This window comes from Janthinobacterium sp. GMG2 (genome assembly GCF_033949445.1).
GTDB lineage: Bacteria > Pseudomonadota > Gammaproteobacteria > Burkholderiales > Burkholderiaceae_D > Janthinobacterium > Janthinobacterium aestuarii.
This window is the reverse complement of record NZ_JAXAWA010000001.1, coordinates 676,569-688,793: the sequence shown is the minus strand read 5'-3', so window position 1 is coordinate 688,793 and position 12,225 is coordinate 676,569. Positions and strand designations below refer to the sequence as shown.

Here is a 12,225-nt window from a genome sequence, read left to right as displayed (position 1 = left end):
CTTTTTGTGAGTTTGCTTATGCCAATTTTATCCGTAGTAATCGCGACCCACAATCGCAGCGCGTATGCCGTGCATGCCGCAAAAAGTGTCTTGAGCATCAACTCGCCCTTAATCGAACTTGTCATGCATGACACCAGCACCGACGGCAAATTGCAAAATGAGATCGTGCCGCTGTTGGACGATGCACGCCTGCACTACCAGCATTGCCCCACGCGCCTGTCCATGACAGAGAACCACAATCAGGCGCTGGCCATGGCCAGCGGCGACTATGTCTGCCTGGTCGGCGACGACGATACCGTTGCCGCCGAGATCCTGGACGCAGTGCAATGGGCGATCGAACACAAGGTGGATGCCATTTCGCCCAAGGTGGTGGCCAACTACGCTTGGCCGGACTTTCTGTCGAAAACTTTCGGCCGGGGCCACTCCAGCCGCCTGTACATCAACGATTTCTCATCACGCATCTCCCGTACCGATTGCGCCAAGGGCATGCAAGACTCACTGGAAATGGCATGCCAGGGGGCCGATGGTTTACCCAAGATTTACCACGGCATCGTAAAGCGCTCCGTCATGGAACAAGTCAAGGAAAAGACGGGGGCCTATTTCCACGGTGTGAGCCCAGACGTATCGGGCGCGCTCGGCATTGCCGCCATTACACCATCTTTTGCGGAAATCGATTATCCACTGACCATCCCTGGCGCTGCCGGCAACAGCAACACCGGGCGCAGCGCCATGAATGCCCACCGGGGCAACCTGGAAGACGATCCCCATATCAAGCCCTACAAGAATCTGGTGTGGCCACCGCTGATTCCACGCTTTTTCAGCGTCGAGACCGTCTGGGGCCAGGCAGCCTATGAAACTCTGAGCAAACTGGATGCCACGCAACTGGATCGTTTCAACTTCATCCATTTGTATGCAATCTGCCTGGTCAGCCATCCGGATTACTATAAAGAAATTTTCAAGGCGGCGATGGCTTACACGCAACAATATGGCAAGAGTGGCACCGTCACCGTTACCCGCGTGCTGCTGGGCGCTACGCGCATCGCTGTGGCCAAGATCATCCGCCTGGCCAAGCGCGCCACCCGGCCAAGCGCAGCGGGCGGACGGTTCTTCATCCCCGACATTCCCAACATTCATGCGGCAAGCGACGCCCTGAAGGCTTTCTTGGGTAAAAAATCGGCATCATTTAAAGGTAAGAATGGAAATGTCTAAAAACGAAATCGTGGAATTGATTGTGGCGCGCCTGCAAACGGAAAAAAAACGCGCCACCGACATGTTTGCAGCCAGCGCTGGCAAGGTCGGCGTACGTCATTGCTATATCGAGAATATGCTTCCCGATGCACTGGCAATGGAAATCTACCAAGCCTTTCCAAAGCTGGAGCAGATGCGTCTGATGTCGAGTTTTCGCGAGAAAAAATTCACTTCCAAACATTTTGATCAATTTAATCCGATTCTCAAGGACATTACCTTCGCGATGCAGGATGTCGCGGTGGTCAGAATTATCGAGGAAATCACCGGTATCACGCAGCAGATTCCCGACCCCACGCTATATGCCGGCGGCTTGAGCATGATGGGTGAAGGGCATTTTCTCAACCCCCACATCGACAACTCGCACGAAGCGACCCGCCAGTTTTATCGCACGCTGAACCTGCTTTTCTATGTCACGCCGGATTGGGAGCTGGGCAATGGTGGCAACCTGGAATTGTGGGAACCATCCGTGCGCAAAAACGAAACCATCCATAGCAAATTCAACCGTCTGGTGCTGATGGAAACAACACCAAGCTCGTGGCATTCGGTCAGTCCGGTCCAGGTCGATCGCCTGCGCTGCTGCGTTTCGAACTATTACTTTTCGCCCGCGTCTCCAACAGGCGAGCAGTACTTCAACGTCACGTCGTTCAGCGCCCGCCCCGAGCAAACGGCACGCAGGGCGTTGGCATGGGTGGACAACAAGCTGCGCCAGGGCGTGCGGGCGCTCGTACCTGGCGGTGTCGGTCCGAAAGACGTCTACAAGGCAGGAGATAAATAAGTGGGGCGTTTATTGCTACATGCACCAAACGTCCACGTGGGTGGCGGACTGGTGTTACTCAAGGAGTTGCTTGCCGCCCAGAATGGCGCAACGCTATGGGCCAACCTCGACTACAGGGCCAAGGCAATCTTGGACTTGCCGGCAGGAACGGAAAGTTACTTTGTCAAGGCCTCGCCAGTAGATCGCCTCAAGGCCGAACTGCGCCTGCAACGCGCGGCACGCGCCGACGACGTCATTTTGTGCTTCCATGGCATGCCGCCGCTGCTGCCGCTGGCCGGCCATGTCGTGGTATTCCAGCAAAATCGGAACTACTTTGGCCTCACGCCCCTTTCCGAATTTTCCGGCAAGACAAAGATACGGGTAGCATTCGAACGCATCATTTGCCGCGCCTTCAAAGGCAATGTCAACGAATATGTCGTCCAGACCCCATCCATGCGCTCAGCGTTGATAACCTGGCACGGCGCCAAGCCTCCCGTGCGCGTCATCCCCTTCATTGGAGCCATGGCTAGTGCGTCGCAAGACCAGGCCAGCGTACGCGACGGCTTTGATTTTGTTTACGTGGCCGATGGAGAAGCGCACAAGAATCATCGCCGCCTGCTCGCAGCCTGGATTCTGCTGGCCGAACAAAACATCTTTCCTTCGCTGGCACTTACCCTGCCCCCGCATTGCACGGCGCTCCGCGCGGAGTTCGACAGTGCAACTTCCCAGCATGGCTTGCGCATTGAGCAACTGGGGGTGTTGCCCCATGGCGACATACTGACTCTGTATCGCCATGCCAGGGCGCTGGTTTTCCCGTCAATGACGGAATCATTTGGCTTGCCCTTGCTTGAAGCCAGCTGGGCCAACCTGCCCATCGTGGCATCGGAGCTGGACTATGTGCGCGATGTATGCGTACCGGCCGCTACCTTTGATCCGACGTCGCCAGTCTCCATTGCCCGGGCCATCCGCCGCTTCCTCGGCGTGGCGGAACCCGTCGCCCGTATCGGCTCGGCATCCGACTTTCTTGCGGAGCTACGCTCTTGAACCTGCTCGTGGTGAGCCAATACTTCTGGCCTGAAAATTTCCGCATCAATGACCTCGTACGTTCGCTCGTCAAGCAAGACGTGCATGTAGACGTCTTGACGGGCCAGCCAAACTATCCTGATGGCAAGGTTTTTCCTGGTTATCGCGCCACTGGTCTTGGTACACAGGACTGGCATGGCGCTACCGTACATCGCGTTCCACTAATACCGCGTGGACGCGGTTCCGCGCTCGGCCTGATCGGTAATTACCTTTCCTTCGTCCTGAGCGGCATCTTGCTGGCGCCATTCTCCCTGCGGCGCAAGCGCGTCGACGTAATTTTTGTCTATGCGATTTCACCGATCCTGCAAGTCATTCCGGCTATTTTCCTGAAGTGGATCAAAGGTGCCAAACTGGTCATCTGGGTACAGGATCTATGGCCCGAAAGCCTGGAAGCGACCGGTTTTGTCCGCAACCGAAAACTGCTCAAGCTGGTAGAAGTGCTGGTGCGCTGGATCTATCGCCACGCCGACCTGATCCTCGTGCAATCGGAAGCGTTCGTCGCGCCCGTCGCGGCGCTGGCCGGGCGCAGCAAAATATCCTATTATCCAAACTCAGCTGATAATGTCTTCTTTCAGGATACCCAGCAGCCCAGCGTCGTGACGGGCTTGCGCGACGGCTTTTCCATCGTCTTCGCGGGCAACCTGGGAACCGCTCAGTCCGTCGAAACCATCATCGCCGCCGCCGCGCTTTTGCAAAACCAGCCACATATTCGCCTGGTGTTGGTAGGTAATGGCAGCCGCTCCGAATGGCTGAGTGCAGAAATCGCCCGTTTAAAACTGCAGAATGTTGTCATGGCGGGGCAGCATCCTCTCGAGGCCATGCCTGCCATCCTGCGGCAGGCCGGTGCCCTGCTGGTGTCCCTGCGCGATGAACCTATCTTTCGCCAGACAGTCCCCAGCAAGCTACAGGCTTATTTGGCCATGGGCCGTCCCATCATCGCCTGCTTGAACGGCGAAGGGGCACGCATCGTCACGCAGGCACAGGCAGGCATCGCCTGCGCAGCGGACAACGCTGCAGCGCTGGCGGCGGCCATACTGGAAATGTCCCGTCTCGGCGAAGCGGACCGGGAACAGCTGGGCCAGAATGGCCTGGCGTACTTCCAGCAGCATTATGACAGCGCCATGCTGACCCAAAACCTGATCACGCATTTTGACAATCTGTTGACGGGCAATAAGGACAACAAATAATAAATCGACGAGAAAAGGATAGTTTATGAAAATTTTAGTTTTGGGTGTGTCGGGAATGTTGGGCAATGCGGTCTTTCGGTATTGCTCCGAAGATAGCCAACACGATGTTATTGGCTCGGCCCGCAGTGATGGCGTACGCCGCAACTTTTCCCCGGAATTGGCGGAGCGCATCGTCGTCGGTACGGATGTCGACAATCAGGATTCCCTGGCGCTGCTGTTCGCCAGAGTCAAGCCGGATGTCATCATTAACTGTGTCGGCCTGATCAAGCAACTGGCCGATGCCAACGATCCTCTGCAAGCCATTCCCATCAACTCCCTGCTGCCGCACCGCCTGGCCCGCCTGTGCGACATCGCCGGTGCGCGCCTGATCCATGTCAGTACCGACTGTGTCTTCTCTGGCAGCAAGGGCAATTACCTGGAATCGGATGCTTCGGACGCCAAGGACCTGTACGGACGCTCAAAATTCCTGGGGGAAGTAGACTATCCGCACTGCATCACTCTGCGCACCTCGATCATCGGCCACGAACTGAACAGCGCCAAAAGCCTGGTCGGCTGGTTCCTCGCGCAGCAAGGCACTGTCAAGGGCTATACGAAAGCGGTTTTCTCGGGCTTGCCAACGATAGAACTGGCACATGTGATACGCGATGTCGTCTTGCCGCAACCCGCATTGCGCGGCTTGTATCATGTGGCCGCCGAACCTATCAATAAATTTGACCTGCTTACCCTGGTAGCGCAAGCCTACGGAAAGCAGATCGAGATTGTTGCTGACGAGCAATTGACAATCGACAGATCGCTGAATGCGGAACGCTTCCGCGCCGCCACCGGCTACGTGGCACCGGCATGGCCGGAACTCATCCAGAAAATGGCTAATTTTAAGTAATAAGGAGCAATAAATGTTTAAAGATAAAGTACTGATGATTACCGGTGGCACGGGCTCCTTCGGCAATGCCGTATTGAAGCGCTTCCTCTCCACCGACGTTGCGGAAATCCGGATTTTTAGCCGGGATGAAAAAAAGCAGGAAGACATGCGCATTGCGCTGAACAATCCGAAACTGAAGTTTTATATCGGCGATATCCGTAATTTCGACAGCATCAATGAAGCGATGAAAGGCGTGAACTATGTTTTCCACGCTGCTGCCCTGAAACAGGTGCCGTCATGCGAATTTTATCCCATGGAAGCGGTACGCACGAATGTGCTGGGTACCGAAAACGTCCTGAACGCAGCAGTCGCCAACAATGTCCAACGCCTTGTTGTGTTGAGCACGGACAAGGCCGTCTATCCAATCAATGCCATGGGCATTTCCAAGGCAATGATGGAAAAACTCATGGTCGCCAAGTCACGCATGCGCACGGCAGGAGAAACGGTCATCTGTGCAACCCGCTATGGCAATGTCATGGCTTCGCGCGGCTCCGTGATTCCGCTGTTTATTCAGCAATTGAAGGATGGCAAATCAATTACCATTACCGATCCCAACATGACACGCTTCCTGATGTCGCTGGACGATTCGGTCGACCTCGTTCTGCATGCCTTCGAACACGGCAAGCAGGGCGATATCTTCATCCAAAAAGCACCGGCATCGACGGTCGGCGATCTTGCCGCCGCGTTGAAAGAACTGTTTGTCAAAGACAACGAAGTACGCGTGATCGGTACCCGACACGGCGAAAAACTGTACGAATCGCTGGTCTCGCGCGAGGAAATGGCCAAGGCGGAAGATATGGGCCGATACTACCGCGTTCCTGCCGACAATCGCGACCTGAACTATGACAAATACTTTGTCGAGGGCGAGACCAAGATTTCTGAAATCGATGACTACACTTCGCACAATACCGAGCGCCTGACGGTGGATCAAGTCAAGGATATCTTGTTGAAACTGGAATTCGTAAAAGAGCAACTCGATGCGTAAAATCATGACCATCGTCGGTACACGCCCGGAACTCATCAAGATGAGCCGGGTGATTGCCGAACTGGAAAAACACAGCCAGCATATCCTGGTGCACACCGGCCAGAATTACGACTATGAATTGAATCAGGTTTTCTTCGACGATCTGGAAATTCGTAAACCGGACTATTTCCTCGATGCCGCCGGCACCAACGCGATCGACACGATCGCCCAGGTGCTGGTCAAGGCAGATGCAGTATTTGAGAAGGAAAAACCGGATGCGCTGCTGCTGTATGGCGACACCAATTCCTGTCTCGCCATCATTGCGGCCAAGCGTCGCAAGATTCCGGTCTTCCATATGGAAGCGGGCAACCGCTGCTTTGACCAGCGTGTGCCGGAAGAGCTGAACCGCAAGGTAGTCGACCATCTGGCCGACATCAATATGGTACTGACGGAACATGCGCGGCGCTATCTGCTGGCTGAAGGTGTGCGGCCTGAAACCATTATCAAGACCGGCTCCCACATGCGCGAAGTACTCGATTTTTACATGCCGAAAATCGAACGCTCGGATGTCCTGGCGCGCCAACAGCTGACAAAGAACAAGTTTTTCCTGGTCAGTGCGCATCGAGAGGAAAATGTCGACTCGCCGGACGCGCTGCGCGACTTACTGCGCACACTGGAAGCCCTGGCAGCAAAGTATGATTTCCCAGTGCTCGTTTCGACGCATCCGCGCACCATGAAGCGCCTGCAGGAGCTCGGCATTGATCATCTCGACAAGCGCATTGTCTTTTCCAAGCCGTTTGGCTTTGTCGACTACATCAAATTGCAAATGGCAGCGTTCTGCGTGCTGTCGGACAGTGGCACGATTACAGAAGAAACTTCGCTATTGAATTTGTCGGCCATCACCATTCGCAATACGCACGAACGGCCAGAAGGAATGGATGCCGGCACGCTGATCATGTGCGGCTTGAAAACGGAACGCGTACTCGAAGCAGTCGATATTATCACGTCGCAATATGACGAAAAGACTGCACCGGTACTGGCTGTGGCGGACTATGAAAATCCGTTTGTTTCAAAACAGGTTAGCCGGGTAGTCAGCAGCTATATTGACTATATTAATGCCACTGTCTGGTCAAAATAGTTTCACAAAGCTCATTGACGCTTAGGTAATAAGAAAAGCATTACAGAAAAGATGACGAAGATTCTAGTAACAGGAGCCAACGGTTTTGTCGGCAGTGGATTGTGCACCGCCTTGGCCGAACGCGGTATAAACTATGCTGCGGCAGTGCGCGGCAGCAATGGGCCAGGCCAGATTACTGTAGGCTCACTGTCGGCAAAAACTGACTGGACACAGGCCCTCACCGGCTGCGACGCCGTGATCCATGCGGCGGCGCGCGTGCATGTCATGCAAGACACGTCCAGTGATCCACTGGCAGAGTTTCGTTTGGTGAATGTGGAGGCGACGATCAATCTGGCAAGGCAAGCGGCGGATGCCGGTGTTCGGCGTTTCGTTTTTGTCAGTAGCATCAAGGTCAACGGCGAAGCAACCACCGATACCCCGTTCCGCGCATCGGACACGCCAGCCCCGTGCGATCCTTACGGACAGTCCAAGTTGGAGGCGGAGAATGCTCTGTTCGCATTGTCCCGGGAAACCGGGCTGGAGGTAACGGTGGTACGTCCGCCGCTGGTATATGGCCCTGGGGTCCGCGCCAATTTCCACAACCTGATGAAATTGGTGGCCAAAGGCTTGCCGCTGCCACTGGGTTCCATTCACAACCGCCGCAGCATGGTAGCGCTGGACAACCTGGTGGACTTGCTCATCGCCTGCAGTACGCATCCGGCAGCGGCAGGACAAGTATTCCTGGTATCCGATAACCGCGACGTAGGCATCACTGAACTGCTGCGCATGCTCGCGGCCGCCATGGGGCGGCGCAACCTGCTGCTGCCCGTACCCGCAAGCTGGATCGCCACCGCAGCCCGGCTGCTCGGCAAGTCTGCCGCGGCGGACAGACTGCTGGGTTCCTTGCAAGTAGATATCACATCCACGTGCAAAACGATGTCCTGGCAACCTGTAATCAGCATGGAAAAAGCACTTGCCAAGACTGTCGCTCCATTTCGTCACACATGAATCGGTTCTGAATGAAAAAAATATTTGACTTCCTGCTGGCCTGCGTCGCGCTATGCATACTGTTATTGCCAATCACGATCGTGGCCATTCTCGTGAAACTTACATCCACGGGTCCCGTGGTGTATTGGTCCGATCGGGTCGGCCGCAACAACAGCATCTTCCGCATGCCGAAATTCCGTACCATGCGTGTCGGCACACCGGCCGTCGCGACGCATTTATTGCCAGATCCAAAAAGTGTCCTGACACCGATCGGTTCATTCCTGCGCAAATCAAGTCTGGATGAATTACCCCAGTTATGGAGCATTCTTCGCGGCGACATGAGTTTTGTCGGTCCACGCCCCGCCCTGTTCAATCAGCAGGACTTGATTGCCTTACGCACTCAGTATGGAGTCGAAAAAATTTCGCCCGGATTGACAGGCTGGGCCCAGATAAATGGCCGTGATGAATTGCCTATTCCGGATAAAGTAAAGCTTGACGTTGAATATCTGCAGAAACGTTCATTTATACTTGATATGAAAATTATTTTTTTGACCTTCATCAAAGTAATACGCAAGGATAATGTAACACATTGATTCAGGGAGACTTGCCTCGACTATGCCAGAGTAATATACCGTGACCTTATTGCGTGTAGCGTTCGCAAGATTACCCATAATAAGAAAACAAAAATGAAATCTTTCCTTGACCTTTCGCGTTTCCATAAACAAATCATCGCCGCGACGACGGATTTGTTCATGTTGCCGCTACTTTTTGCTGTCGCCATATTGCTGCGTTACGACGTCGTCGATATTGTGATCCTGAAACAATACTCCTGGCTCATCCTGCTGGTACCGGTGATTTCACTGCCCGTGTTCGTGCGCCTGGGCCTGTATCGGGCAGTCATCCGTTTCATCGACCAGAAAATTGTCTATGTAGTAATCCTGGGCGTCACCATTTCGGTTGCCATTTTGGTGGCCATCGCCGCGTTTGCCATTCACATGAGCGGCATGTCACGCGGCGTATTCGGCATCTATTGGGTCAGCGCCATCATGTACATGGTCGCCAGCCGCTTTGTCGCGCGCGGCTTCCTGCTGCATGCCAACGGGGAACGGGCGCCGGTACGCGTTGCCATCTATGGCGCTGGCAAGGCAGGCACCCAACTGGCCAGCGCCCTGCGCGCCGGCCACGACTATCTGCCAGTGGCATTCATCGACGATAAAAAAGAGCTGAAAGGCGCCACCATTGCAGGCATTAAGGTGTACCCGTCGACAGAACTGGGAGAACTGATAGCCAAGAGCAGTATCATGGAGGTGCTACTGGCCATGCCATCGTTGTCCAAAAGCCAGCAGAAGCATATCCTGGACAAGCTGGAAGTCCACAAGGTCAAGATCAAGGTAACACCGCCAGTTGGTAGCCTGGTTACGGGAGAGTTGCGGGTTCAGGATGTGCGCGACATTGAAATTGAAGACTTGCTGGGACGCGACCAAGTTGCGCCAAACCGCGAACTTCTGGCTAAATGCATCACCGGCAAGGCCGTTATGGTGACAGGTGCGGGTGGTTCCATCGGCTCCGAGCTATGCCGCCAGATCATCGGCCAGCGCCCTAGCCGGCTCATCCTGCTCGACATGTCCGAATTCGCGTTGTACACCATCAAGCAGGAATTGAAGAGCACGATAAGCTCGCAAAACCTGCAAATCGAATTGCTGCCATTCCTCGGTTCCGTGCTCGATACAGAGAAGTGCACCAGGATCATGCGCACCTTTGCCATCGATACGCTGTACCATGCAGCGGCCTACAAACATGTCCCTCTCGTAGAGCATAACCCGGTCGAAGGTGTCAGCAACAACGTCTTCGGTACGCTCAGCATCGCAAAAGCAGCCATGGCCGCTGGCGTGGGCTGTTTTGTACTCATTTCCACCGACAAGGCGGTTCGTCCCACGAATGTCATGGGAGCAACCAAACGTCTGGCCGAGTTGATCCTGCAAGGTTTTGCGCGTGAACAAGATCACACGCGGTTTTGCATGGTGCGCTTCGGCAATGTTCTGGGATCCTCAGGCTCGGTCGTGCCCCTGTTCCGCAAGCAGATCATGCTGGGCGGCCCAATAACCCTGACCCATCCGGAAATCACGCGCTACTTCATGACGATCCCCGAAGCGGCACAGCTGGTCCTGCAGACAGGCGCAATGGGCGAAGGCGGCGACGTCTTTGTCCTGGATATGGGCGAGCCTGTGAAAATCCTGGACCTGGCCAAGCGCATGGTCCATCTGAGCGGCTTGGCCGTACGCAGTCCAACCTCGCCCGAAGGTATAGAAATTGAACACGTGGGCTTGCGGCCTGGAGAAAAATTGTATGAAGAGTTGCTGATCGGCGAAAAAGTAGAAGGCACGGAGCATCCTCTCATCATGCGCGCCCAAGAGTCACTGATCCCATGGCCGGAACTGGAACCGCTGTTATCCGAGCTGCAAAAAGCATGCGTTGAATTCAAATATGATGAAGTCCGTAGCCTGCTGTTGCGTACGGTTAACGAATATACCCCCCAGTGCGGCATCGAAGACCTCATCTGGCTGGAACATGAAAAACATGCTTCACAAGCACACAACAAGGCGATACGTGCAGGCTCCCCTGCCGGAGAATATCTGCAGTAATATCCTGCCGGCGTACGGCAAGAAAACATGTTTCAATCAAGCTACAACGATTCACACTCACATTTATGGAAGAACAGGCCAAATTCAATATGCAACAAATTAAAGATAATGAAGATGTCGCTTCCTTGACGGAACTGCTTGGGACGGCATGGCAGGCGCGCTGGCGCATCATTTTGGCAACATCCTTGATCGTCATCGCCAGCGTCTCGTCTGCCCTCTATATGGCCCAGTACAAGAGCGAAGGTTTTTTCCAGTTTGGCGGCGCCATTCCCCTGCCAGCCGAGAGAAAACTGGATACCAAGGAAAAAGATCCGGCCAGCGGTATAGCCCTGGCCGACTACAAGCGTTACGCTGCAGCCTTTGGCACTGCCGAGCGCTATGCTGACTTCATCAAATACAACCAACTGAATGACGCTCCGGGCGCGGACCAGTTGCGCAAGATTTTTATATTGCGTGATAACATCGACAAGGTTGTTGAGCCGGTTTACCCGTTTTCCAAGCTTGATGCCAAGGAGCTGGAACAGCCACGCGATGGAAGCAATACAAATGTGATTGGCTTGCGCCTCAGTTTTGAGTCCGACAGCCCGCAAAATGCCCAGCGCACGGTTGGCTTGCTGGGCCGCTTCGTCATGGACAGCATCATTTACCTGAGCTATGAGGATTCACTGCGAGTCAAGGCCGCCGAGATGAATGCCAAGATCACCAAACTCGACAATCACATCATCGATAGCAATCAGTCGCTCGAAGAGTATCAACGCAAGCGGGAAAGCCTGAAGCAGATCGTCTCCCGTTATCCCGACTCGGCCCAGAATGCGCGCCAGCTGGTTACCGTGACGGAAGACAATGCCCGCTACTTGTCGCCCATCACGCAGTTGACGACCAGCGAAGTGCGGATCGTCGATCTCAATGAAATCATCACCAAGGCAAAACGCGACCGCCAGCAGGCAGTACTGCTACGCGACTACTACGACAAGGCCAGGGCTTTCATGAATCAGACACGCTCCGGTGAGGTCATCGTGCGCGGCCTGGAAGCGGTCAAGGATGCAGCGTTCAAGAACAAGGATTTGAATGACGATATAGTTAAGGAAGTCTACAACACCATCTCGATAGAAAACCAGAGCGCGCTAAGCCTGTACCTTGAAAAGAGCCGCTTCATTGCCGGACCAAGCTTGCCTGAGCGACGTTCGTCTCGCCTGTCGTCAGTCATCCTGACGAGCGGCCTGCTGGGCTTGCTCTTTTCCGTGATTCTGGTATTTGGTAGCAAATGGTGGCGCGAGAACCGCCAGAAACTGAATTCCTGACCACAGCGTTGCGTGGCTGCTTC

At 54.6% G+C, this 12,225-nt stretch carries 11 protein-coding genes; all 11 read left to right on the top strand.

Annotated features, from left to right (window positions below):
- Window positions 1-18: 18 nt before the first annotated feature.
- The gene (locus tag SKZ59_RS03120; RefSeq protein ID WP_034747045.1) at window positions 19-1,209 is read left to right on the top strand and encodes a glycosyltransferase family 2 protein; all 1,191 of its coding nucleotides are present in this window, start codon (window positions 19-21) and stop codon (window positions 1,207-1,209) included.
- Window positions 1,202-2,023, top strand: a complete 822-nt coding sequence (locus SKZ59_RS03115; protein ID WP_034747042.1) for a 2OG-Fe(II) oxygenase — start codon at window positions 1,202-1,204, stop codon at window positions 2,021-2,023. The genes SKZ59_RS03120 and SKZ59_RS03115 overlap by 8 nt, the downstream gene beginning before the upstream one ends.
- Entirely contained in the window at window positions 2,024-3,046 is a 1,023-nt protein-coding gene (locus tag SKZ59_RS03110) for a glycosyltransferase (RefSeq protein WP_034747038.1), read from the top strand. It abuts the gene before it with no gap.
- Complete coding sequence (locus SKZ59_RS03105; protein ID WP_034747035.1) at window positions 3,043-4,272, top strand: glycosyltransferase family 4 protein; 1,230 nt, start codon at window positions 3,043-3,045, stop codon at window positions 4,270-4,272. The genes SKZ59_RS03110 and SKZ59_RS03105 overlap by 4 nt, the downstream gene beginning before the upstream one ends.
- A gap of 25 nt (window positions 4,273-4,297) precedes the next feature.
- A complete protein-coding gene (locus SKZ59_RS03100) occupies window positions 4,298-5,152 on the top strand; it encodes an SDR family oxidoreductase (RefSeq protein WP_319990790.1) in 855 nt (284 codons plus the stop codon).
- A gap of 13 nt (window positions 5,153-5,165) precedes the next feature.
- Window positions 5,166-6,176: a polysaccharide biosynthesis protein gene (locus SKZ59_RS03095; protein WP_319990789.1), complete on the top strand. Its 1,011-nt coding sequence runs from the start codon at window positions 5,166-5,168 to the stop codon at window positions 6,174-6,176.
- Window positions 6,169-7,293 (top strand): non-hydrolyzing UDP-N-acetylglucosamine 2-epimerase, encoded by a 1,125-nt coding sequence (gene wecB, locus SKZ59_RS03090; protein ID WP_319990788.1) that lies wholly within the window; start codon window positions 6,169-6,171, stop codon window positions 7,291-7,293. Before SKZ59_RS03095 ends, wecB begins: the two co-directional genes overlap by 8 nt.
- 51 nt (window positions 7,294-7,344) lie before the next feature.
- On the top strand, window positions 7,345-8,280 hold the full coding sequence (locus tag SKZ59_RS03085; protein WP_319990787.1) for an SDR family oxidoreductase: 936 nt from the start codon (window positions 7,345-7,347) through the stop codon (window positions 8,278-8,280).
- Between the two features lie 11 nt (window positions 8,281-8,291).
- Window positions 8,292-8,852 (top strand): sugar transferase, encoded by a 561-nt coding sequence (locus SKZ59_RS03080; RefSeq protein WP_034747012.1) that lies wholly within the window; start codon window positions 8,292-8,294, stop codon window positions 8,850-8,852.
- 93 nt (window positions 8,853-8,945) lie between these two features.
- On the top strand, window positions 8,946-10,901 hold the full coding sequence (locus SKZ59_RS03075) for a nucleoside-diphosphate sugar epimerase/dehydratase (RefSeq protein WP_319990786.1): 1,956 nt from the start codon (window positions 8,946-8,948) through the stop codon (window positions 10,899-10,901).
- A gap of 65 nt (window positions 10,902-10,966) precedes the next feature.
- Complete coding sequence (locus SKZ59_RS03070; RefSeq protein ID WP_034747010.1) at window positions 10,967-12,202, top strand: hypothetical protein; 1,236 nt, start codon at window positions 10,967-10,969, stop codon at window positions 12,200-12,202.
- The last annotated feature ends 23 nt before the right edge of the window (window positions 12,203-12,225 follow it).

Bases quoted from the DNA above. Each gene is read 5' to 3' on its own strand.
- SKZ59_RS03120 (WP_034747045.1), top strand. From the start codon at position 19: ATGCCAATTTTATCCGTAGTAATCGCGACCCACAATCGCAGCGCGTAT.
- SKZ59_RS03115 (WP_034747042.1), top strand. From the start codon at position 1,202: ATGTCTAAAAACGAAATCGTGGAATTGATTGTGGCGCGCCTGCAAACG.
- SKZ59_RS03100 (WP_319990790.1), top strand. From the start codon at position 4,298: ATGAAAATTTTAGTTTTGGGTGTGTCGGGAATGTTGGGCAATGCGGTC.
- SKZ59_RS03095 (WP_319990789.1), top strand. From the start codon at position 5,166: ATGTTTAAAGATAAAGTACTGATGATTACCGGTGGCACGGGCTCCTTC.
- wecB (WP_319990788.1), top strand. From the start codon at position 6,169: ATGCGTAAAATCATGACCATCGTCGGTACACGCCCGGAACTCATCAAG.
- SKZ59_RS03085 (WP_319990787.1), top strand. From the start codon at position 7,345: ATGACGAAGATTCTAGTAACAGGAGCCAACGGTTTTGTCGGCAGTGGA.
- SKZ59_RS03080 (WP_034747012.1), top strand. From the start codon at position 8,292: ATGAAAAAAATATTTGACTTCCTGCTGGCCTGCGTCGCGCTATGCATA.
- SKZ59_RS03075 (WP_319990786.1), top strand. From the start codon at position 8,946: ATGAAATCTTTCCTTGACCTTTCGCGTTTCCATAAACAAATCATCGCC.
- SKZ59_RS03070 (WP_034747010.1), top strand. From the start codon at position 10,967: ATGGAAGAACAGGCCAAATTCAATATGCAACAAATTAAAGATAATGAA.